Here is a 21,174-nt window from a genome sequence, read left to right as displayed (position 1 = left end):
CAGGACAACGACACGCTGTACCAGCTCTGGGAGCTCTCCCAGAACTGAAGCGAGCTAGAGCGAGCAGGCCAGCTTGGTGCCCTGCAGGATGGCTCGCTTGGCATCCAGCTCGCCGGCCTCCAGCGCGCCGCCGATCAGGTGCACATTGACGCCTGCGGCCTTCAAGGGCGCCTCCAGCTCGCGCAGCGGCTCCTGGCCGGCGCACAGCACGATGGTGTCCGCCTCGATCAGCTGGGCATCAGCCCGCTTCTCGCCATAGCTGACCCACAGGCCCTCGGGCGTGATCTGCTCGTAGTTGACGCTGGCCAGCATGTCGACGTTCTTCATCTTCAGCGCCGCACGGTGGATCCAGCCGGTCGTCTTGCCCAGGCCGGCGCCGGGCTTGCCGGCCTTGCGCTGCAGCAGCGTGATCTGGCGGGTGGGCGCCTCGGGAGCCGGCCGCAGCAGACCGGCACGCACCTGTTCCGGGTCGCCCACGCCCCAGTGGCGGCGCCAGGCCGCCGGGTCCAGCGTCAGCGAATGGCCGGCTTCCAGCAGGTATTCGGCCACGTCGAAGCCGATGCCGCCCGCGCCAACGATGGCCACGCGCCCGCCCACCGGCTTGCCGTGCCTCAGCACATCGATATAGCTCAGCACCTGGCCGCGCGCCTGGCCTTCGTCCTGGCCCTTGATGCGCGGGTTGCGCGCGCTCACGCCGGTGGCCAGCAGCACCTCTTCAAAGCCCTTCAGGTCTTCGGCCGAGGCCCGACAGTTCAGCTTCAGTTCGACGCCGGTGATCTCGATGCGGCGGCGGAAATAGCGCAGCGTCTCGCTGAACTCCTCCTTGCCCGGAATGCGCTTGGCCATGTTGAACTGGCCACCGATCTCTGCCGCCGCGTCGAACAGCGTCACCGCATGGCCGCGCTCGGCCAACGTCGTCGCCGCGGCCAGGCCTGCGGGGCCGGCGCCGACGACAGCAATGCGCTTCTTCGCGCCATTCACCGGCTTGATCACGATCTCCTGCTCATAGGCCGCCCGCGGGTTGACGAGGCAGGTCGAGATCTTCTGCGCGAAGGTGTGGTCCAGGCAGGCCTGGTTGCAGGCAATGCAGGTGTTGATCTCGTCCGCCCTGCCCTGGCGCGCCTTCTTGACGAACTCGGCATCGGCCAGGAAGGGCCGGGCCATCGACACCATGTCGGCGCTGCCGTCGGCCAGCACGCCCTCTGCCACCTCGGGCGTGTTGATGCGGTTGCTGGTGATCAGCGGCGTCGTGATGCCTTCCTCGCGCAGCTTGGCGCGAAGCTTTGCCGTCACCCACGCAAAGCCCGCGCGCGGCACGCTGGTGGCGATGGTCGGGATGCGCGCCTCGTGCCAGCCGATGCCGGTGTTGATGAGAGTGGCGCCGCCCTTGGCGACGAGCCGACCCAACTCCACCACCTCCTCCCAGCTGCTGCCGCCCGGCACCAGGTCCAGCATGGACAGGCGGTAGATGATGATGAAGTCCGGCCCGACGGCCTCGCGCATGCGCGCCAGGATCTCCAGCGGCAGCCGCATGCGGTTCTCGTAGCTGCCGCCCCAGTCGTCGGTGCGCTGGTTGGTGTGTTCCACCAGGAACTGGTTGATGAAGTAACCCTCGGAGCCCATCACCTCCACGCCGTCGTAGCCGGCCTCGCGGGCCAGCTTCGCGCAGCGGATGAAGGCACGGATCTGGCGCTCGATGCCACGCGAGCTGAGCTCACGTGGCGTGAACGGGCTGATCGGGCTCTGGATACGCGACGGCGCCACGCACAGCGGCGAATAACCATAGCGGCCGGTGTGCAGGATCTGCAGCGCGATCTTGCCGCCCTCGGCATGCACGGCGTCGGTGATGATCTTGTGGCGCCGCGCCGCGCCCGACGTTGCCAGCGTGCCCGCGAAGGGCTTGGCCCAGCCTTCGATATTGGGCGCGAAGCCGCCGGTGACGATCAGGCCCACCTCGCCACGGGCCCGTTCGGCGAAGAACACCGCCATGCGCTCGAAATGCTTGCGCCCATCCTCCAGCCCGGTGTGCATGCTGCCCATCAGCACGCGGTTCTTCAGCGTCGTGAAGCCGAGGTCCAGGGGCGCGAGGAGATGGGGATAGTTCATGGCGGCGGATGCTAACCAGCGACACCCCCCAAGAATTGGAGTGCTCTCCTCACCTCAGCACTGGGGCAGACCCTCCCCTCAGCAACAGTTCTTCACCCACCGCTAGATGGTGGAAATCGTGACATCCTCGGCTTGAGTTCTAATCGCGATCCGCGTTCTTGGCCGCACTCTTGTCGATGAGTGCCCGGCGGTTTGGTTTTTTCGGAGAGTTCTCGATGCGATTCACCCCCTGGGCCACCCGGCTGGTCCTGACGCTGAGCCTGTCGGCCACTGCTTTCCTGACCGCCTGCGGCGGCGGTGGCGGCGGCAGCAGCGATACGCAGGTCCGCCTGCTCAACGCCACGCGTTCCTACAGCGCACTGTCGTTGTCGGTCAACGATGTCAAGATCAATACCGGTGTGGCTTATGCGAGCGTGGGCGAGTACGCCAAGGTCGACACCGCCAACACCGCGACCAAGGTGCTGGCCGACCCCGTGGGTACCAGTGTGTCGGCCCTGACGCCCACGCTGACTTCGGGCACCAACTACACCTTCATCACCTACGGCTTCGCCGGCGCCATCCGCACGACGCTGCTGCAAGAGGCTGAGACGGCGCCCGCCGCCAGCAGCGCCAAGCTGCTGGTGCTGAACCTGGCCCCCGATGCCGGCGCGATGGACGTCTACGTGACGACTGCCACCGACGACATCAACTCCGCCACCGCGCTGACGACCAACCTGCAGGGCGGCGCCGGCAGCGGTTACATCACGCTCAACTCGGGCACCTTCCGCGTGCGCGTGACCGGCTACAACAAGCGCACCGACCTGCGCCTGGACATCCCGGCCGTCACGCTCGACTCGGCCAGCGTCAACACGCTGATCCTGACGGCCTCCGATGGCGGCGTGCTCGTCAATGGCATCACTGTGGTTCAGAAGGGCGCCGTCAAGAACTTCGCCAACACCCAGAGTCGCGTGCGCACTGTCGCCGCCCTCACCGCGGGTGGCACGGTGGGCTCGTCCCTCAACGGCCAGCAGATGTTCAGCAGCGCCATCAGCCCGCTGATCAGCGAATACGTGACGACCGCCTCGGGCGCCAGCACGCTGTCCACCCAGGTCAACGGCGCCCCGGTCAGCTTCACGGCCCCGACCCTGGCCGCCGGCAAGGACTACACCTTGCTGGTCTGGGGTGACGCCGCCGCGCCCAAGATGTCGGTGCTGGACGACGACAACCGCCTGCCCACCGTCAACGGCAACGTGAAGATCCGCCTGGTCAACGCCCTCGCCGCCCAGACCTCGGGCGTGTCTGTGAACGTCGACTTCAGCGCGATCGCGTCCAACGTGCTGCCCGGCACGGCCTCGGTGCCCAACAGCATCTCGTCGACGACGGCTTCGCAGGTGGACGTGACGGTGCCGACGACGTCCTCGTCGATCTACACCAACGCTGCGCTGGCCTTCCCCGCCAACAGCGTGTGGACCTTCTTCGCGGTGCCCACCACGACGACGCCCGGCACGGCGACCTCGCCGGTGCCCTTCATGAGCGCCCTGCCCAAGCGCGAGCGCCCGTAAGCTCTCCCCGTGCATAAAGCCCCCGCGGCCACCGGCCCCGGGGGCTTTTTACTTTTTGGCGCTTTCCGGCCCGCGCGAAGATGGCGCCATGTCCGCGCCGACCCGCCTTCACCTGCAGCGCCTGCGCCTGCTCTGGCGCAGCGCCGGCTGGCCCAGCCAGGACCTCGTCGAAGTCGAGCTGCTGGCCGCGGGCTGGGTCGAGCGCCTGCAGGAGCCAGGCGGCCGCGAGCGCCTGCGTGTGACCGACACAGGCGTCGCGCTGATCRCCGATTCACTGACCCGAAACCGCACCGCCCGCGACGCCCACGAGACCCTGGTCGAGCGCGTTGCCCTCGAGATGCAGCGTGCCGGCCGCATCGCCTGGCGCGGCCTCACGCTGCGCGCCGGGCTGCCCGGCGAAGAGGGCAAGACGCTCTGGGTCAACGCCATGCCCGACGTCTATTCCATCCGCCACAGTACGGTTGAGGACTACCTCGAACCCGCCATCCACGAGATCAAGGTCAGCCGCGCCGACCTGCTAGGCGAGCTGCGCCGCCCGGCCAAGTCCGCGGCCTACCAGGCCCTGTGCGGCCAGTGCTGGTTCGTCATCAAGGCGGGCATCGCGGTGCCCGAGGAGATCCCGCCCGACTACGGCGTGCTGATCGGCCATGGCAGCCACCTCGAGCTCGCGCGGCCGGCGCCCAAGCGCGCTTGCAAGCCCGACTTCGCGACCTGGATGGCGCTGGCGCGCGCGACGCCGCTGGCGCCACCGGAAGACCCCCAGTCCCACCTGGCTTGAGGCCTGCCCATCATCCCGCCAAGGGAGGGAGGCGCCCATGATGCGCGGATTGACGGAGGGGCTGGCCGTCCTGCGGGATGGCCGGTTGGGCGCTCGCCAGGAAAGCCCGCCCGGCGCGGCCCTCTACGGCCCACAATCCGCTTCATCCCCTACGGCCAGATGACCCGATGGCGACTGCCAAGAACACCGTCCCGACCGACGACAGCAGCGAGGCCCGCTTTGCAGCGCGGCCCGAGGTGCACATGGCCGATTGCGGGGCGCTCGCCGCGCGGATGGCGCTCAAGGAATGGTGTTCATGAGCGGCACCCTGCTCGACACGAACTGCCCGCGCTGCGGCGGCGGCTTCGAGTGCGGCGCGGCATCGGGCCCGGCCGGCCACTGCGCCTGCTTCGGCATCCGGCTGACCGAGAGATTGCGCACCCAGCTCATTGAGCAATACAGCGGCTGCCTGTGCCTGACCTGCCTGCGCGAGCTGATCGAGGCCGACGGGCGCCGTCACCCCGTGATCGGCTCGGCCAAGGCCTCGGGCTGACCGGCAGCGGCCACCTCGGCCAGATAGCCCGCCAGCCGGGCCGTGTCGCAATGCACCGTCAACGCGCTGACGCGCCCCCAGCGCAGCTCGAATTCATGCATGCCGCGGTTGCGGCCCTCGCGGCCGCCGGGCAGCTGGAAACGGTCGCGCCAGGCCACGACGGCCCGCGTGCGCCAGGGCCAGCCGCTGACCCAGACGCCGTCCACCTCGAAGCGCAAACCCGGCAGCAGGCGCTGCAGGCGTGAATACCAGCGCGTCGTCGCGGCCAGGTCACGGCGCTCGCCACCCAGCGCGTGGTTGCCGACCATGCTGTGGCAATGCTGCGCCGCGAACTGGCCCGGAATGCCCTCATAGCGCCCCGCGTTCAGCGCCGCAAAGGCCGCCAGCAGCTTGCGTTTGACGATGGCGTGGTACATGGCCGCTCTCCTTGTCAACCCGTCAGACCTGCATGATCTTGACGATGTAAAGATGATGGCAGTATCCCCCTTGATCTTGCTGGTGGCAAGATGCGGTGCATGACCAAGGCTGCGCCGACCCGACCGCCCTCCGGCAAAGACGAAACCAAGCCAGTGCGTGCGCCGCGGGCCGGGAAGGTCGCGGGCCAGCTCGCCGCCGACCGCCCGCCGCGCCCGCGTGCGAAAGCGGCTGGTGCCTATCACCACGGTGAGCTGCGCGAGGCGCTGCTGGACGCGGCCGAGGCCCTGCTGGCCCAGCGCGGCGCGGCGGCGCTGAGCCTGCGAGACGTCGCCCGCAGCGCCGGCGTCTCGCATGCGGCGCCCTATCACCACTTCGCCGGCCTGCCGGAGCTGCTGGCCATGCTGGCGGCGCGCAGCTTCGAGCAGCTGGGTGCGGCCATGCAGGCGGGCGTCAACGCCCACCCGGCCGATGCGCGCGAGCAGCTTTTGGCCATCGCCACCGCCTATGTCGACTTCGCCCGGCGCCGGCCGGCGCGCTTTCGCCTCATGTTCGGCCCCGTGCTCGCGTCGCGCCAGCAGCACCCGGGCCTGGATCGCGCGGCGGAGGCGTCGTTCCGCGTGCTGCTGGACGCAGCCACCCGCTTCGACGCGTCGGCTGGCCCGCTGATCGCGCTGACGGGATGGAGCCTGGCCCATGGCCTGTCACATCTGAGCCTGGACGGGGCCTTCGCCGGCTTGCCTTTGCCCGGCCCGCTCCCGGAGCCGGTGGAACTGGTGAGACTGATGTGTGCAATGGTGTTAGCCCCTCGACCAGCCTCGCTGCGCTGAACGCGCGCGACCTGGTCGGTCCCCCGCGGGGACGGTGATGCTCGCGGCATTGAGCCGCGAGCACATCACCAAGCGGGCCGGCTCGGGAGCGGCCCAGCGCTCGGCCCGAACACGCCGTCGTTCGATGAGCGAGGCATGATCGGTCTCCCATGACCGCCCTCGACCGCCTCGCCCCACCCCTCTTCATCTTCATCTGGGCCACCGGCTACATCGTTGCCAAGCTGGCCGCGCCGTATGCCGACCCGCTGACCTTCCTGAGCTGGCGCTATGCCGGCGTGGTCGCGCTGATGCTGGGCCTGGCTTTTGCCGCGCGGGCGCCGTGGCCGTCGCGCCGCGACATGGCCCATCTGGCCATCGCCGGCCTGGGCATCCAGGCGCTTTACCTCGGCGGCGTCTGGGTCTCCATCCGCCAGGGCCTGCCGGCTGGCACGGCGGCGCTGATCGTCAACCTGCAGCCGGTGCTGGTGGCGGCGGCAGCGCCGCTGATCGGCGAGCGTGTGGCACCGCGGCAATGGGCCGGCGTGGCCCTGGGGCTGGCCGGCGTCGTCCTCGTCATCTGGCACAAGCTCAACCTGGGCACGAGCTACGGCCCGCCGCTGCTGCTGTGCCTGATGGCCCTGCTCGCCATCACCGGCGGCACGCTGTACCAGAAGCGCTTCGTGCCGCAGTTCGACCTGCGCACCGGCCAGGTCGTGCAGTTCGTGGCGGCTCTGGCCGTCACCTGGCCCCTGGCCTGGTGGCTGGAGCCGATGCGCATTGAATGGAACGCCCAGGTACTGGTCGCCATGGCCTGGAGCGTCCTCGTGCTCACGGCCGGTGGCATCAGCCTGATGTTCTACATGCTGCGCCATGGCCGCGTGACGGCGGTGTCAAGCACCATGTATCTGGTGCCCTCTGTCACCTCGGTGATGGCGTGGTTGCTGTTCGGCGAGACACTCGGCGCACAAGCCATCGCCGGCATGGGAGTGACGCTGCTCGGCGTCTATCTCGTCGTCGCGCAGAGGAAAACGGAGACGCCCGCATGACCCCCCGAGCACATCACAAGTTCTGGCCCGTCCGCGTGGCGCATGCCATCGAGCCGCCGGCCACGGCCCTGCCCGACAACCTGGCGGTCAGTGCGCGCCGCTTCCCGCATCGGCCGGCGCTGGTCTTCCTGGGCCAGACGACCACCTACGCCGAACTGGCTGCCCAGGTGGCACACCTGGCGGCGTGGCTGGCCGAGCGGGGCATCAAGCGGGGTGACCGCGTGCTGGTGGGCCTGCAGAACTGCCCGCAGCTCGTCATCGCGCACTACGCCGTGCTGAGCGCGAACGCCGTCGTCGTGCCCGTCAACCCGATGAACAAGGCGGCGGAGATCAAGCATCTGATCGAGGACAGCGGCGCCGTGCTCGCCATCACCAGCGCCGACCTGAGCGCCGAGTGGCTGTCGGCCGGCATGGCGGCCCAGGATCTGCTCGTCACCCGACTGGCGGAGGTGCTGCCCGGCGGGCATTCCGATGGCGCTGGCCTGCCCACGGGTTGGGCCGACTGGCTCAACACCGACATCGCCCTGCCCGCCGGCACCACCGCCTGGGCCGACGCGCTCGCCTGCACCGCCGCGCCACCGGCCCTGGAAGTGGGCGCCGACGACCTCGCCCTGCTGCCCTACACCAGTGGCACGACGGGCCATCCCAAGGGCTGCATGCACAAGCATCGCAGCCTGCAGCACAACATCTTTGCCGGCGGCCTGTGGGCCAATGTCAGCCACGAGGACGTGGTGCTCGGCGTCGTGCCGATGTTCCACATCACCGGCATGGTCGTCATCATGCACGGCACGCTGGCGGCCGGCGCCTGTCTGGTGCTGATGCCCCGCTGGCAGCGCGAGTACGCCGCCCGCCTCATCAAGGAGCACCACGTCACGCGCTGGACCAACATCCCCACCATGGTCATCGACCTGCTGGCCAGCCCGCAGGTGGACAGCTTCGACCTGAGCAGCATGGTCACGATCGGCGGCGGCGGCGCGTCCATGCCGCAGGCCATTGCCGAGCGGCTGTGGCAGCGCTGGGGCCTGCGCTACATGGAAGGCTATGGCCTGACCGAGACCGCCGCGCCCAGCCACAGCAACCCCTACGACTCACCCAAGCAGCAATGCCTGGGCGTGCCCTACATCAGCTGCGACGCGCGCGTCGTCGACCCCGACACGCTCAAGGAGCTGCCGCCCGGTGAGGCCGGCGAAATCATCGTCCACGGCCCCATGGTCTTCGACGGCTACTGGCGCCGCCCCGACGCGACCGCGGCTGCCTTCATCGAGTTCGAGGGCAAGCGCTTCTTTCGCACCGGCGACATCGGCTATGCCGACGCCGATGGCTACTTCTTCATGACCGACCGGCTCAAGCGCATGATCAACGCGAGCGGCTTCAAGGTCTGGCCGAGCGAGGTCGAGAACCTGATGCACGCCCACCCGGGCATTGCCGAGGCCTGCATCATCTCGGCGCCCGACGCCTATCGCGGCGAGACGGTCAAGGCGGTGGTCGTCAAGCGCACCGGCCATGAGTCACTGACAGCCGACGAGCTGCGCGACTGGTGCCGCGCCAACATGGCCGCCTACAAGGTACCGGCCCTGATCGAGTTCATGGACAGCCTGCCCAAGAGCGGCGCCGGCAAGGTCATGTGGCGGGCGTTGCAGGAGCGCGAGAAGACGCGTGGGGGCTGATCCGCTTGCGCGTCAGCCCTGTGCCGGGCTTTTACCTAGCCTGCGCGGCAGCGGCGCCTAGGCATTTCGCCCCATGAGCGTTGGCATGCCTTAGACCCAGACTGAACGGCATCGATCACCGCAAGAGGAAGCGATGCCCAAGCCGACCGCCAGCGCCATGGCAAACACGCGGCGTACCGTGCAGTCCTACGAGGCGTATGCGCGCCAGTACGACACGCTCGTCGACGCCGAGCGCCCGCCGCACATCCAGGAGGCGCTGCAGCGTCTGGTGCACTGCCTGCCGCCCGGCGGGTCGGTGCTGGAGATCGGTTCCGGCCCGGGGCGCGACGCGGACTTCGTCGAGGCGCTCGGCGCGGTCGTCCGGCGCAGCGACGCTGCGCAAGCCTTCCTGGACCTGATGGCGGAGCGTGGCAAGGCGGCCGATCTGTTGAACGTCATCACCGACGAGCTCGGCGGGCCCTATGACGGCGTGCTCGCCATGGGGGTGCTGATCTACGTCGACCGCGAGCAGATCGATACCGTGCTGCGCAAGATCCACGCGGCCCTGAAGCCCGGCGGGGCTTGCCTGGTCGCGATGCGCGAGGGCGAAGGCGAGACGGACGGCGAATGGCACACCGTGTGCTGGACCGGCGAGCGCTTCGCCGCGCGGCTCGCCGCGGCCGGTCTGTCGGTCGCGTGGCGGGTCCGGAGCGTCGGCGGCGACGGCAACGACTGGGTCACTTTCCTGGCCAGGAGGGCGCCATGAGCCGGCGCGGCCTCGCCCTGTTCATCATGCTCAGCGTGCTCTGGGGCATGCCCTATCTGCTGATCAAGGTGGCCGTCGCGGAGGTGCCGGTGCCCTTCATCGTCTTTGCCCGCACGGCGCTGGGAGCCGCGGTGCTGCTGCCGTTCGCGCTGCGTGGTGCCGGCTTCGCGGCGTTGCGAGCGCACTGGCGCCCCATCCTTGCCTTCGCGGTCGTCGAGATGATCGTTCCCCAGGGCTTGATCGTGCATGGCGAGCTGCACATCAGCAGTTCGATGGCCGGCTTGCTGGTGGCGGCCACGCCCATCATCACGGTGGCGCTGAATCGAATGCGCCGCGATCACGACCGCCTCGGTGCAGGCCGCCTCGCCGGCCTGCTGTGCGGGCTTGCGGGCGTTGCGGTGTTGGCGCTGCCGGCACTCGGCGGCGATCAGTTGTCCGTGCTCGAGGTGCTGCTCGCCGCCGCCTGCTATGCGGGCGGTTCGATGATCGCGGCGCGCTGGCTCGGCGAAGCGCCCGCGATCCCGATGACGACGGCATGCCTTGCCATCACGGCGCTGGCCTATCTGGCCCCGGCCCTGGGCAGCTGGCCCGCCGCCTGGCCCAGCACCCAGGCCACCATCGCGATCGTCGCGCTGGGCATCGCCTGCACGGCGGTCGCATTCGCGGCCTTCTTCCTGCTGATACGCGAGGTCGGCCCGGAGCGGGCTGTCGTGATCACCTACGCGTCGCCAGCCGTGGCCGTCGCCGCGGGCGTGGCACTGCTCGGCGAGCCGCTCGAGGGCCGCATCCTCATTGCCTTCGCCCTCATCCTCTGCGGCTCCTGGCTGGCCACCTCGCGCGGGCCGCGAGGCATGGCGACCGCATCGCCCGCAAAAGGCTAGGCGGCCAAGCCCCAACGATCGATCAAGTCCAGTCAACCCAGGAGACAAGTCAATGCAGAACCACGACATCTTGTTTGTGCAAGGCGCGGGCGAAGGCGCGCACGCCGAAGACCAGGCCTTGGCGACTTATCTGAAGAACGCCATCGCGCCCGATCATGCAGTCCGCTATCCCAAGTTCTCCGGGCTGGAGAACGTGGTCTACAAGACATGGAAGGACGAGATGGCGGCCGAGCTGAAAAACTCCGGCGACCCGAGCATCGTGGTGGCGCACTCCCTGGGCGGTGCCGCGATGCTGAAGTACCTGGCCGAGGAGCGCCGGGACCTGTCGCTGGCCGGGCTGTTCCTCATCGCCACGCCCTACAAATGCGCCGATGGCGAATGGGGTGGCGACGACTTCGCGCTGCCCGTCGATTTCGCCGCGACCGTGCCCAGCATGGGCGCGATCGTGCTGTATCACAGCGCGGACGACGAGTGGGTTCCCTTCTCGCACCTGGCCCGGTGGGCCGAAAAACTCCCGGGCGCGACCTCACGTGCCTTCACCGATCGCGGCCATTCCTTCTCTGCGAAGGCATTCCCCGAACTGATCGCCGACATCAGGGCGCTGTAGCCGGCGGCCTCACACGGCGCTGACCAGGCCGAGCCGGTGCGCGGCCGCCGCAGCGGCGCCTCGCGACGGCACCTCGAGCTTGGCCAGGATGTTCGACACATGCACGCTCGCCGTCTTCACGCTGATGAACAGCGCCGCGGCGATCTCCCTGTTCGAGCGGCCCTCGACCAGCAGCGCCAACACCTCGACCTCGCGCGCCGTCAGGCCCTGGGGCGAGGCTGAGGGCGCGCCGCCCTCGCCCGGCCAGAGCTCGACCCTGCCCCGGCCGGCCGCGGTGGCGAGTTGCGCGCTCAAGGGCTCGGCGCCCAGCTGCCGCGCGAGCTGCGCCGCGCGCTGCAGTGCCGCTGTGGCCGCGCCGCGCTGGCCGGCGGCAAGCCACGCGGAACCCTGGCGCATCAGCGCGTAGGCCAGCCATGGAAGGTTGCCGATCTCCTGCCAGGCCGCGACCGCGGCGCCCCAGGCGACCGCATCCGAACCGCCGCCCAGGCGGCTGCGCTCGGCCAGCGATGTCAGGGCGCAAGCCCGCTCCACCGGGCCGGGCTTGGCCAGATGCTCGGACGATTCCACGAGCAGATCGCGCAGCGCATCGGCCCTGCCCGATTCGACACAGACACGCCAGGCATGGGCGATCAGCGGCCAGAGCAGTCGTGGCGGCAGCCAGCCCCTGAGCGCCCCGATGCCATGGCCGGCCTCGACGGCGGCGGCCGTGTCGCCTTGAAGCAGGGCGATCGCCATCGACAGCTGGCGCTGTGCGGCGGCGCGGCGAGGCGCGTCCTGCGGACTCTCTCCGGCGGCGGTCAGGGCTTTCAAGGCGCGCTCTGCCGCGGCCAGATTGCCTCTGCCGGCCGCGATGAGGCCATCCACCTGCGACAACTGCAGGCTGCCCAGAGGCGAGGGATCGAGTTCGCGAGCCTCTGCAATCAGGTCGATCGCGTCGTCCCAGCGCCCGACGGCCATCAGCGCACGCGCAAGAAGCTGGGCGACGGACGCGCCCATATAGCGGGCCTGGCCGAGCTGGCGTGCCCGCTGCCAGGCCATGCCTGCCGCCTCGACCGCCGCCGCGTGCTCGCCGCGCGCATCGAGCAGGTCGACCATCGCGACGCGGGCGATCATCTCCACACGCCCTGAAGCGCCGGCCTGCGCTTCACCCAAGGCGCGTTCAAGCCGCGTCATCGCGGCCATGTCGCCGACAGGCCGGGCGAGTGCACCGGACACCAGGGCCTCGACCGTCCACTCGGCCTCGCCGAGCCGCATCGCCAACGCGTCCAACTCGTCCGCCAGCGCTTGTATCTCGTTGGCGCGACCGTGCAGGGCCAGCGCACGGCAGATCTGGCCGAGCGCCGCCGCCCGTGTGCGCGTCGGCCCTGGGGCAAGACGCAGTGCCTCGCGAAGGTCGGCCAGCTCGCCCGCATGCAGGCTCTGCTGGCGCATCATGGCGCGCTCGAGCAACAGCGCGGCGATGCGCTCGCCGTCGGTCACCGGATCGAGTTCTGCGAGGCCCGCTTCGACGATGCGCTGCCCACGCTCGGTCTCAACGGCCCAGCAGGCGGCATCAGCCGCGGCCTCCAGCAGCTGCGCCCGATCGATGCCTTGCGGGCGCTGCGTCGGCTCGACGCGGGGCCACAGGTCGAGTGCATGTTCGAGCATCGTCAACTGCYCGGCATAGGCCAGGCGGGCGGTGGCTTCCCGCGCGGCCTGCCAGGCCGCGTTGAGCGCCCGGGCCGGGTCGTCTGCCGCGCGCCAGTGCAAGGCGATGCTGGCCGCCACCCAGGCGTCTGCGCCCAGCGACGGGTCGGCCTCGAGGGCCTCGGCGTAGGCGCGATGCAGGCGCTGCCGTTCGCCGGGCAGCTGTTCGTCGCGGATCGCCTCCTGGATCAAGGCATGGCGGAAGGCGTAGCCCTCCGCATCGGCCGCGATGACGACATGCGATGCGACTGCGGCGCGAAGCGCTGCATCCAGGCCATCGGCGCCGACGACGGCGGCCAGCAGCCGATGCCCGACGCGAAGGCCACCCACCGCCATCGCGTGAAGGACTTCGCGTGCCCGCTCCGGCAACTCGTTCACCGCGCCAAGCAGCAGATCGCGCAGCGAACCCTGCAGCTGGGTTCGCACGGCACCCTCCGGCGTGACCAGGGCTTCGGTGAACAGCGGCACGCCACCGCCGCGGGTGTGGACGGCGTTCACGACATCGGGCGCCGGCTCATGGCCCAGCATGGCGCTCAGGTGCAGCGCCACGTCGGTGCGCGACAGGCGCGGCAGGGCGAGCGGGGTCACCCCTTCAATCCGGGCCAGCTCGGCCAATCCGCCACGCAGCGGATGCGCTCCTGCCAGCGCCTCGGTCCGGTACGACGCGACCAGCAGCAGGCGGGTGCCCTGCAGGTTGCGAGCCAGATAGGCGAGGAGGTCGCGCGTCGCGCGATCGGCCCAATGCAGGTCTTCCAGCACCAGCACCACCGGGGCCTGGGCGGCCAGACTCTGGAGCAGCAGGCGCAATGACTCGAACAGCCGCGAGCGCGCCATGCCGGGGTCGCCTTCCGATGGTGCTGGCCCCAGCTCGGGCAGCAGCCGTGCCAGTTCGCGCGCGCCGGAATGCCCCACGAGAGTGACGATCTCGGCAACGCCGCGCAGCTGCACCAGGCGCCGCACGGCCGAGACGAAGGGCGCGAACGGCAGCCCCGGCTCGCTTTGCTCGACACACCAGCCGCTCAGGACCAGGGACTGGCGGCCGAGGCGCTCGGTTGCTTCCCGGATCAGCCGGCTCTTGCCGCCACCACCCTCTGCGCTGATCACGACGGTGCGCACCGTTCCCGCGCAGGCGTCGGCGAACGCGTCCGCGAGCACATCCAGCTCGCTGTCGCGACCGACCATCAGGGGACTCAAGAGACGCTTCACGCTTTGGGAGGGACGGCCTGCCCAGGTCTCGGTTGTCGCGGGCGGCGCCGCGGCCATTATCCCGATGGTGTGTCCGAATACGGCGTCGAATGGTGCCGTGCTGATTCAGTGGTATTCCGAGACCAGATCGTCGTCCCGGGACTTTTGCGTCGCGGGCTGGGCCGCCGGCCAGAGGGCTCGCAACCGTGACAGGGCCGCCGCTTCGTGCAGGCCTTCGGCGAGCAGGTGAGCCACGCTGGAGATGAACTCGGCCCGGGGCACGCCGTGGGGCCGGGAGGCATGCGCCGGGCTCATGCGCTCCGCGCGTGACGGAACGGCGACGTCGGTCACGTCGATGCAGGCGCTGGCCCAGCGCTTTCTGACCGACATGGCGCAGGCTGGCAGGCCGGTCTCGACGACCAGGCCGTCCACGCGCCTTCCTCGCCGTGCATTCGGCAGCGCCAGCATCGGTCCTGCGGCGACGTTCAAGACCGAGCTGCGCGCTCGCTTGCGAAAGTGAGGCAACAGCGCGCCGGTCAGCTGCTGGACGCCCAGCTGATGGGCTTCCAGCTTCTCGTCGCTGTCGTCAGCGTCGAGCAGCGCATGCAAGCCCGGCAGATCCCTCACCGGGAAGGCGATCGAGATGTTGACGAGCATGTTCAGGTGGGCCCAAGTCGCGGCGATCTGCTCGCAGAAGCCAGCGACGCTCCAGGGGTTGGTCAGATCCAGGTCGATGGCCCGCATGCGGGGGTTGGCGCGCGCGACGGCCTGGGCGGCGCCAGGCTCGCCGCCGAAGATGATGACCTCGTTGCCCAGCCGGCACAGCAGTTCGGCCAGGCCGCGGCCGATGCCGCGGGTGCCGCCGGCGACGAGAATGGTGTTGCCTTGCATCGTCATGTGGACCTCCTTGCGCGAAGGCCCGCATTGAATCGGCCGGCGCCCATTTCGAGCAGTCGATTCCGGTCATGTGATTGCACGATTCGCCCATCGTGCGGCCCGCTCGAACCGAGCCGGGCGGCCGCCCCAGGGCCGATAGCCCAAAACCGCCAAGCTCTTGCACGATCCAGTCATTCCTGAGCGGTTCGTTCGCACGCCTCTTGAGCCGCACGGGCGCAGCGGGTACGGTTGCGCCATGGGCTCACTCGAAGAATTGCAAAGGCTGATCAAGCGCCACGCCACCTCAAAGGGTGATCGCAATGCAGGCGACGTGTTCGCGGTAGCGGCCGAGGCTCCGACGGAGCTCCAGCACGTGGTGCTGGAGCCGACCTTCGTGGTCGTGGCGCAGGGCGCCAAGCGCGCCATGCTGGGCGACGAGATGTTCGAGTACCGCGAGGGCCAGTTCCTCGTGGTGAGCGTGGACCTGCCCATCGCCGGCTGCGTGATCCAAGCCAGCCCCGAACTTCCCTACCTGGCCGCGGGCTTGACGCTGCAGCTGGCAACCATCTCCTCCCTGCTGCTGGAGCTGGACCCCGCGGAAGTGGCCGCGAGCGAACCCGCCGGCTTTGCGGTCAGCAACGCGCCCGAGGACCTGCTGGACACCGTGGTGCGCCTGCTGCGGCTGAAGGACTCGCCGCGCGACGCCGCCGTGCTGGGCCCGCTGGTGGAGCGCGAGCTGGTGTGGCGGCTGCTGCACGGCGCGCAGGGCGCCATGGTGCGGCAGATCGGCCTGGCCGACAGCCGGCTGTCGCAGATCGGGCGGGCCATCCGCTTCATTCGCAACCATCACGCCGAAGCCATTTCCATCCCGATGCTGGCCGACATGGTGGCCATGAGCGAGTCGTCCTTTCACCGCCACTTCCGCGGCGCGACGACCATGAGCCCGTTGCAGTACCAGAAGCTGATCCGGCTGCAAGAGGCGCGGGCACGCATCCTGGCGGACGCCGGCGACGTCGCGGCCATCGGCTACAGCGTCGGCTACGACAGCCCCTCGCAGTTCAGCCGCGAGTACAGCCGCTTGTTCGGCGCGCCGCCCGGGCGGGACAAGCTGCGGCTGGGGCTGCGGGCGATGGGCGCGGGATCGTTGCCCGCCTGAAGCGGCCATCTTTCTCAACACACCCCCGGGGATTGCAGTCGTCACCCGGGGCCTATCCGTTCGGAGGGCTGGCAACGCGCGCGCCGCTGGGCATGATGCGGGGCATGCTGCCCCATCCCCTGGACGAACGTACGCGCCGCGCGATGCTGCTGTTGTTCTACGCCCAGAGCGGCGTGAGCCTGGTGGCGGCGGCGCTGCTGGTGCTGTTGCATGTGGGCACGCAGATCGACCGGGTGGCGCTGCCGGCGCTGCTGGCCTGGGGCGCGGCATTTGCAGCGCTGATCGTGTTGCGCGTGCTGTGGAAGCGCCAGGTGGCGCAGCTGCCGCAAGCCGCTGACCCCGCACCGTGGGAGCGCCGCGCCGAGCTGGGTGCGCTGCTCACCGGTGCACTCTGGGCGCTGGCGCTGGTGATGGCTTTCGACGCGCGGCAGCCTGCCACCCAGATGTACGCCGCCATGCTGGCCTGCATCACCTGCGTGGCCAGCATCAACGTGATGGCGCCGCAACCGCGCGCCTTCGTGATGCTGATCGCCCCCGTCGCCGTGGCATTGATCGCGCTCTTCCTGTCGCTCGGCAGTTGGAGCGGCGCCTACAACGCTTTGCTGGTGCTGTCGGCCGTGGCCCTGGCGATGGCGCTGACTTTGCGCCACACCCGACTGCTGCGCGAGAGCCACGCGCTGCGCTTCGAGCGCGAGGCCTTGCTGGCCCAAGCCCAGGCTGCGCGCGAAGCGCAGACGCGCTTCCTGGCCGCCGCCAGCCATGACTTGCGCCAACCCGTGCATGCGCTGGGCTTGCTGGCCGCACAGGCCGCGCACGAGCTGCAGGGCCGGCGTGCGGCGCAGACGGCGGAGCAGTTGCAGGCCATGGCGCAGGCGCTGGACGGGCTGGTGGAAAACCTGCTCGACGTGTCACGCCTGGACAGCGGCGCCTTGCAGCCGCAGTGCCGCTCGCTGCCGCTGCAGCCCTTGTTCGAGCGTCTCTCCACCGAATACGCGGTGCTGGCCGAAGCCAAGGGCTTGCAGTGGCGGCTGCGCCCGACGGCGCTCTGGGTGCGCAGCGACGCGCAGCAGCTCGAACGCCTGTTGCGCAACCTGCTGTCCAACGCGCTCACGCACACCGTGCACGGCGGCGTGCTGCTGGCGGCGCGGCAGCGCGCGGGCCGTGTGCAGGTCGCCGTCTGGGACACCGGCCCGGGCATCGCGCCCGAGCACCACAGGCGCATCTTCCAGGAGTTCGTGCAGCTCGCCAACCCGGGGCGCGACCGGCGCCGCGGCCACGGCCTGGGCCTGGCCATCGTCGCGCGGCTGGCCCGGCTGCTGGACCATCCGGTGGACCTGCGCAGCCGCCTGGGTCACGGCAGCTGCTTCGCCGTGAGCCTGCCCGAGGACGAGCCCCGCCTGCTGACCGAGCCTCGCACCGTGCCGCAGGGGCAGCCGCTGCAGGGCCGCTGTGTGGCGCTGGTGGAGGACGACGAAGCGGTGCGCGAAGCCACCGTGACCCTGCTGCGCACCTGGGGCTGCGAGGTCTGGGCCGAAGCCGCGGTGGCGCCGCTGCTGGCGCGCCTGCGCGCGGCCGGTGCCCGGCCGCAGCGCCTCATCAGCGATTGGCGGCTCGCGCAAGGCGATGGGCTGAGCGCCATCGAGGCCTTGCGCGAGGCGTTCGGCGACAGGCTGCCGGCCCTGCTGATCAGCGGCGAGACCCTGCCGATGAGCGCGAAGGCCTTGCGTGCGCTGCGCGTGCAGCCGGCGCGCAAGCCACTGCCGGCGGCGGCGCTGCGCGCCTGGCTCAGCGCGCCCTCAGAACCGAATGCCGAACCGCCCTCAGAACCGCATTGAGGCCAGCCGCGCCTGCCCGGCCAGCGCGGCCTCGGCGCGGTTGCGCACGCGCAGGATGCGAAAAATCGTCACCAGATGACCCTTGACCGTCGGTTCACCCATGCCCAGCTCGCGCGCGATCTCCTTGTTGCTACGGCCCTTCACCAGCTCGGCCAGCACCTCGGCCTGGCGCTGCGTGAGCGCCTCGTCGGGCAGGTCGCTGCTGCGCTGCAGCAGGAAGGGTGGCAGGTAGCAGCCGCCGGCCAGCACCAGCTCCAGTGCGCCGAACAGCACACCCACGTCGGCGCTCTTGGGTAGCCAGCCGGCGGCGCCACCGTCGAGGGCGCGCATGGCCAGCAGCGGGTCGCTGTCGGCCGACATCAGCAGCACCGGCAGCAGCGGCCACTCGGCGCGCAGCTGCTGGAGGGCCTGCAACGGCGCGAGTCCAGGCAGGTGCACGTCGAGCACGACGAGGGCCACGTCGGGCCGGCGTGCCAGCAGTGCTTGCGCGGCGGGCAGGCTGTCGGCTTCGCTCACCTCGCAGCCCTCGCGCTGCGTGCGCAGCAGCTGCGCCATGCCGACCCGAACGACAGGGTGGTCGTCGACGATAAGGAGGTGCAATGGCGCGGTCATGCCGCGCCATCATGCCGTCAAACGCGGCGTCCGGGTCAGGTTCGGGCTGGATTCGGCAACGTGTGCCGCCCCCGCCGCCGAGCGCCCGCCGTGAGGGCGGCCAGCCCGATGCCGAACAGCGCGACGGACGCCGGCTCCGGCACGCTGGCAACGCTGATGGCGCCACCCATGTGCGTCGTGGCGAGCTCCATCAGCGCCGAATCGAGCAGCACGACGTTCCCGAACGACAGGCTGCTTTGTCCCGCCGCCAGCGCATGGAAAGACAGGTGCACGACGAGGCCGTCGCCGCTGACGCCCGGCCCGGGCCCGGCCAGGGTGTTGGCCGTGAATGACACCGTGCCGGCGCTGTTGTCGATGGTGCCGGGCAGGAAGAACGTCGCCCGGCCGCCGGCGGACAGGAAGTCGCCTTCCAGCACCGTGTTGGCCTGCACGATCGCCGGGTCGAAGGCGATGTCGAACTGGAAGGCGTACAGGTCCGGTGCGTCCGCAACGAGCACGTCCAGCGTGAAGGTGTCGCCCACCTGCACGGCAGGCGCGGGGGCAGCGAAGGACAGGGTCGTCGCCGACGCGGGCGCAGCCAGCAGCGCCAGCACCATCCCGCACAGGCAAGTCAGTTTCGTCATCTCTCTCTCCTTGGATCGAATGCAGTTCGTTGACGGCCGCTCAGGGGCAGGTCGTGCCCGCGGCAAGCTTTTGCGCGATGAACGCCAGGTCCCGGATGTCGACCACGCCGTCGCCGTTCACGTCCGCTCTCGCGTCGAATCCGGGCATGCCGGCGCGCTTGCCGAACGCGGTCTTCACCACAGCCTGGTCGCGGCAGTCGATGGCGCCGTCGAAGTTCACATCGCCCGGCAACGCCACGACGGTGAAGGTGGCCGCACCCATGCCCGTGTTGCCGGCGACGTCGGCGGCGATGGCGCTGTAGCGGTGGCTGCCCGGGCCGAAGGAAGACGCCAGGCCACGAATATCGGCACAGTTGGTCGACGCCACGCCGGACTCCTTGTCCATGGCCTCGCACGTGATATCGACGCTCTGCCCCGGCGCGTACGAGCCCAGGTTGCCGCGGTAGACGACGGCGGGGGGTGTCTTGTCGATCTTGACCGTGACGATGTTGCTGCTGTCGCTCTTGTTGCCCGCGACATCGACGGCGTACTTCGAGCCGGAGGACACGGTGCCCTGCTTGCTCAGGACCAGGTCGTCGGGGCAGACCGCGACGCCCGAGCCACCCGTGTCGGCGCAAGTGAAGCGCACGACCACGTCGCCGGTGTACCAGCCCGCTGCGCCGGGTTGCGTCGTCGCGGCTGCCTTGATGGTCGGCGGCTTCAGGTCGACCCTGACGGGGCTGGTCGTGAAGCTGACGCTGTAGCCACCGCCCGTCAGGGTGTAGCTGAAGCCGTTGGGCGTGTCCTCCGACACGACCGCTCGATTGCCGATGCAGACGACGTCGCACTGGGGCGTGATGACGACTTGCCGGTTGGTCCAGGTACCGGGGGTGTAGGGCCGGCTGTCCGAGGTCACCAGGGTGTAGCCGAAGGTCGGGCGGTTGAAGGTGACGCCTGCGTTCACGCTGGCTACCGCCGTGATGAAGCGCGACCCTGGGAAGTCCGCGCGGATGATGCCGATGCGGCGGCCGGCAACGTGGAACTCCGGGCGCATCACGTAGTCGGCGATCAGCGTGTTCATGCCCTCGTAGGAAATGGTGCACAGGCCGAGGGCGCATGCGGTGCGCGGGAAGTCGGGAAAGGTGGAGGCGTCTGCGGTGGCGCCGTCCACCAGCCCGGTCGACAGGCGCGGGGCACCCGTCTCGGCGCTGGAATGGCCGCTGGCGAAGAAATAGGGAAACCCGCCGTCAGAGCCACCACTGCCAACGTAGTAGAGGGCGTTCGTGCCGGTGATATTGGCTGCGTCTGCCAGATGGCCTTTGACGGGCAGCCAGAGCCGGTGATAGAGGTCCAGATTGCTGCGGAGTTTGTCGAACAGCACGGCCGTGTATCCCATCGAAATGATGGGCCGGTAGTAGTGGCGGGTGGACAGCGGACCCATGTATTGGTGGGTCAGCAGGACCTTGCCGCGTGCGTCACACGAGTTCGGATCGGGTTTCGAATTGAGCGGGGGCACCGGGCCCAAGGTCAATGTGGCCGGACCCGGGCAAGTGGCGGGCAGCAGATAGTCCGCATACTTTTGACCTGTGGCCAGGCCATCGATGACGGCGGGTTGGTCCAGCAACGCGTCGAGCGCAGGCGCTGGGTCGCATTTGCAGTCGGCCGTCTCCATGACGACGCTCATGATGACCAGTTCCGACGGGTTGCTTTTCAGGAAGGCGACGGTCGGCTGCAGTACGCCGCTCTCGAAAGGCAGGAACATGTCGACACCGCCGTGAAACACCAGCAGCGCGCAGTTCGACGATTGGTAGTACTGGTTGCAGTCTTGAAGCGCAAGGAGGTCGTAGTACTTGAGCCGGATGTCCAGATAACGGATGCCCGAATCCAGCTGCTCCCGGATGGTCATGGTCTGCGTCTGCGCGATGGGGCCGCCTACACCGTGGAAGGTTCCGCTGTCATGCGTACCCGGCAGGGACAGCTCGGTGAGCTTCTTCGTGGCGCCGAGGGTCAGCATCCACTGGGGGTTGTGCGCCGCGGGCCCGGAGTCGTGCCAGTAGGCGCCGTCGTTGTGGGCCAGCGCGGGGGCGGGGCAGCAC

The 21,174-nt window shown here is 69.7% G+C and carries 19 protein-coding genes; 12 read left to right on the top strand and 7 right to left on the bottom strand.

What is annotated here, in order from left to right; all coding sequences use genetic code 11:
- Positions 1-54: 54 nt before the first annotated feature.
- Positions 55-2,106: an oxidoreductase gene (locus AC1DU6_RS04220; RefSeq protein WP_457321040.1), complete on the bottom strand. Its 2,052-nt coding sequence runs from the start codon at positions 2,104-2,106 to the stop codon at positions 55-57.
- A gap of 215 nt (positions 2,107-2,321) precedes the next feature.
- Between AC1DU6_RS04220 and AC1DU6_RS04215 the strand changes: the two genes are divergently transcribed.
- From AC1DU6_RS04215 to AC1DU6_RS04200, 4 genes are all read left to right on the top strand, one after another.
- On the top strand, positions 2,322-3,647 hold the full coding sequence (locus AC1DU6_RS04215; protein WP_477856154.1) for a DUF4397 domain-containing protein: 1,326 nt from the start codon (positions 2,322-2,324) through the stop codon (positions 3,645-3,647).
- Positions 3,648-3,735: 88 nt separating this feature from the next.
- Complete coding sequence (locus tag AC1DU6_RS04210) at positions 3,736-4,425, top strand: hypothetical protein (RefSeq protein WP_477856153.1); 690 nt, start codon at positions 3,736-3,738, stop codon at positions 4,423-4,425.
- Between the two features lie 167 nt (positions 4,426-4,592).
- Positions 4,593-4,724, top strand: coding sequence for a hypothetical protein (locus AC1DU6_RS04205; protein ID WP_457321046.1), 132 nt, complete (start codon positions 4,593-4,595; stop codon positions 4,722-4,724).
- Positions 4,721-4,957: a cysteine-rich CWC family protein gene (locus AC1DU6_RS04200; RefSeq protein ID WP_457321048.1), complete on the top strand. Its 237-nt coding sequence runs from the start codon at positions 4,721-4,723 to the stop codon at positions 4,955-4,957. Before AC1DU6_RS04205 ends, AC1DU6_RS04200 begins: the two co-directional genes overlap by 4 nt.
- On the opposite strand, the gene AC1DU6_RS04195 is transcribed toward AC1DU6_RS04200, so the two are convergent.
- Positions 4,921-5,373, bottom strand: coding sequence for a nuclear transport factor 2 family protein (locus AC1DU6_RS04195; protein ID WP_457321050.1), 453 nt, complete (start codon positions 5,371-5,373; stop codon positions 4,921-4,923). The two genes, AC1DU6_RS04200 and AC1DU6_RS04195, sit on opposite strands and share 37 nt — an antisense overlap.
- Positions 5,374-5,472: 99 nt before the next feature.
- Between AC1DU6_RS04195 and AC1DU6_RS04190 the strand changes: the two genes are divergently transcribed.
- The 6 genes from AC1DU6_RS04190 to AC1DU6_RS04165 all read left to right on the top strand — a co-directional run bounded on the left by AC1DU6_RS04190 (position 5,473) and on the right by AC1DU6_RS04165 (position 11,126).
- Positions 5,473-6,201, top strand: coding sequence for a TetR/AcrR family transcriptional regulator (locus tag AC1DU6_RS04190; RefSeq protein WP_457388501.1), 729 nt, complete (start codon positions 5,473-5,475; stop codon positions 6,199-6,201).
- Positions 6,202-6,350: 149 nt separating this feature from the next.
- On the top strand, positions 6,351-7,226 hold the full coding sequence (locus AC1DU6_RS04185; protein ID WP_477856152.1) for a DMT family transporter: 876 nt from the start codon (positions 6,351-6,353) through the stop codon (positions 7,224-7,226).
- Positions 7,223-8,893, top strand: coding sequence for a long-chain-fatty-acid--CoA ligase (locus tag AC1DU6_RS04180; protein WP_477856151.1), 1,671 nt, complete (start codon positions 7,223-7,225; stop codon positions 8,891-8,893). The genes AC1DU6_RS04185 and AC1DU6_RS04180 overlap by 4 nt, the downstream gene beginning before the upstream one ends.
- A 133-nt stretch (positions 8,894-9,026) precedes the next feature.
- Complete coding sequence (locus AC1DU6_RS04175) at positions 9,027-9,638, top strand: class I SAM-dependent DNA methyltransferase (RefSeq protein ID WP_477856150.1); 612 nt, start codon at positions 9,027-9,029, stop codon at positions 9,636-9,638.
- Positions 9,635-10,519 carry a DMT family transporter gene (locus AC1DU6_RS04170; RefSeq protein WP_477856149.1) on the top strand — a complete coding sequence of 295 codons (885 nt, stop codon included), beginning with the start codon at positions 9,635-9,637 and terminating at the stop codon, positions 10,517-10,519. The genes AC1DU6_RS04175 and AC1DU6_RS04170 overlap by 4 nt, the downstream gene beginning before the upstream one ends.
- Before the next feature lie 52 nt (positions 10,520-10,571).
- Positions 10,572-11,126 carry an alpha/beta hydrolase gene (locus AC1DU6_RS04165; RefSeq protein WP_477856148.1) on the top strand — a complete coding sequence of 185 codons (555 nt, stop codon included), beginning with the start codon at positions 10,572-10,574 and terminating at the stop codon, positions 11,124-11,126.
- 9 nt (positions 11,127-11,135) lie between these two features.
- Here the strand turns inward: AC1DU6_RS04165 and AC1DU6_RS04160 are convergent, their stop codons facing one another.
- The gene (locus AC1DU6_RS04160) at positions 11,136-14,006 is read right to left on the bottom strand and encodes a helix-turn-helix transcriptional regulator (protein WP_477856147.1); all 2,871 of its coding nucleotides are present in this window, start codon (positions 14,004-14,006) and stop codon (positions 11,136-11,138) included.
- Between the two features lie 117 nt (positions 14,007-14,123).
- On the bottom strand, positions 14,124-14,894 hold the full coding sequence (locus AC1DU6_RS04155; RefSeq protein WP_477856146.1) for an SDR family NAD(P)-dependent oxidoreductase: 771 nt from the start codon (positions 14,892-14,894) through the stop codon (positions 14,124-14,126).
- A gap of 235 nt (positions 14,895-15,129) precedes the next feature.
- Between AC1DU6_RS04155 and AC1DU6_RS04150 the strand changes: the two genes are divergently transcribed.
- Positions 15,130-16,029: an AraC family transcriptional regulator gene (locus AC1DU6_RS04150; RefSeq protein ID WP_457323329.1), complete on the top strand. Its 900-nt coding sequence runs from the start codon at positions 15,130-15,132 to the stop codon at positions 16,027-16,029.
- A gap of 104 nt (positions 16,030-16,133) precedes the next feature.
- The gene (locus AC1DU6_RS04145; RefSeq protein WP_477856145.1) at positions 16,134-17,864 is read left to right on the top strand and encodes an ATP-binding response regulator; all 1,731 of its coding nucleotides are present in this window, start codon (positions 16,134-16,136) and stop codon (positions 17,862-17,864) included.
- Here AC1DU6_RS04145 and AC1DU6_RS04140 read toward each other — a convergent pair.
- From AC1DU6_RS04140 to AC1DU6_RS04130, 3 genes are all read right to left on the bottom strand, one after another.
- A complete protein-coding gene (locus tag AC1DU6_RS04140) occupies positions 17,850-18,476 on the bottom strand; it encodes a response regulator (RefSeq protein WP_477856144.1) in 627 nt (208 codons plus the stop codon). The two genes, AC1DU6_RS04145 and AC1DU6_RS04140, sit on opposite strands and share 15 nt — an antisense overlap.
- 35 nt (positions 18,477-18,511) lie before the next feature.
- Complete coding sequence (locus AC1DU6_RS04135) at positions 18,512-19,099, bottom strand: cohesin domain-containing protein (RefSeq protein WP_477856143.1); 588 nt, start codon at positions 19,097-19,099, stop codon at positions 18,512-18,514.
- A gap of 40 nt (positions 19,100-19,139) precedes the next feature.
- Positions 19,140-21,174: dockerin type I domain-containing protein (locus tag AC1DU6_RS04130; protein WP_477856142.1), on the bottom strand; the 2,035-nt coding region annotated here is incomplete at its 5' end.

Source organism: Roseateles sp. P5_B10, assembly GCF_056400485.1.
This window is presented reverse-complemented; position numbering and strand designations above follow the sequence as displayed.

Bases quoted from the DNA above. Each gene is read 5' to 3' on its own strand.
- AC1DU6_RS04220 (WP_457321040.1), bottom strand. From the start codon at position 2,106: ATGAACTATCCCCATCTCCTCGCGCCCCTGGACCTCGGCTTCACGACG.
- AC1DU6_RS04215 (WP_477856154.1), top strand. From the start codon at position 2,322: ATGCGATTCACCCCCTGGGCCACCCGGCTGGTCCTGACGCTGAGCCTG.
- AC1DU6_RS04205 (WP_457321046.1), top strand. From the start codon at position 4,593: ATGGCGACTGCCAAGAACACCGTCCCGACCGACGACAGCAGCGAGGCC.
- AC1DU6_RS04200 (WP_457321048.1), top strand. From the start codon at position 4,721: ATGAGCGGCACCCTGCTCGACACGAACTGCCCGCGCTGCGGCGGCGGC.
- AC1DU6_RS04195 (WP_457321050.1), bottom strand. From the start codon at position 5,373: ATGTACCACGCCATCGTCAAACGCAAGCTGCTGGCGGCCTTTGCGGCG.
- AC1DU6_RS04190 (WP_457388501.1), top strand. From the start codon at position 5,473: ATGACCAAGGCTGCGCCGACCCGACCGCCCTCCGGCAAAGACGAAACC.
- AC1DU6_RS04185 (WP_477856152.1), top strand. From the start codon at position 6,351: ATGACCGCCCTCGACCGCCTCGCCCCACCCCTCTTCATCTTCATCTGG.
- AC1DU6_RS04180 (WP_477856151.1), top strand. From the start codon at position 7,223: ATGACCCCCCGAGCACATCACAAGTTCTGGCCCGTCCGCGTGGCGCAT.
- AC1DU6_RS04175 (WP_477856150.1), top strand. From the start codon at position 9,027: ATGCCCAAGCCGACCGCCAGCGCCATGGCAAACACGCGGCGTACCGTG.
- AC1DU6_RS04170 (WP_477856149.1), top strand. From the start codon at position 9,635: ATGAGCCGGCGCGGCCTCGCCCTGTTCATCATGCTCAGCGTGCTCTGG.
- AC1DU6_RS04165 (WP_477856148.1), top strand. From the start codon at position 10,572: ATGCAGAACCACGACATCTTGTTTGTGCAAGGCGCGGGCGAAGGCGCG.
- AC1DU6_RS04155 (WP_477856146.1), bottom strand. From the start codon at position 14,894: ATGACGATGCAAGGCAACACCATTCTCGTCGCCGGCGGCACCCGCGGC.
- AC1DU6_RS04150 (WP_457323329.1), top strand. From the start codon at position 15,130: ATGGGCTCACTCGAAGAATTGCAAAGGCTGATCAAGCGCCACGCCACC.
- AC1DU6_RS04145 (WP_477856145.1), top strand. From the start codon at position 16,134: ATGCTGCCCCATCCCCTGGACGAACGTACGCGCCGCGCGATGCTGCTG.
- AC1DU6_RS04140 (WP_477856144.1), bottom strand. From the start codon at position 18,476: ATGACCGCGCCATTGCACCTCCTTATCGTCGACGACCACCCTGTCGTT.
- AC1DU6_RS04135 (WP_477856143.1), bottom strand. From the start codon at position 19,099: ATGACGAAACTGACTTGCCTGTGCGGGATGGTGCTGGCGCTGCTGGCT.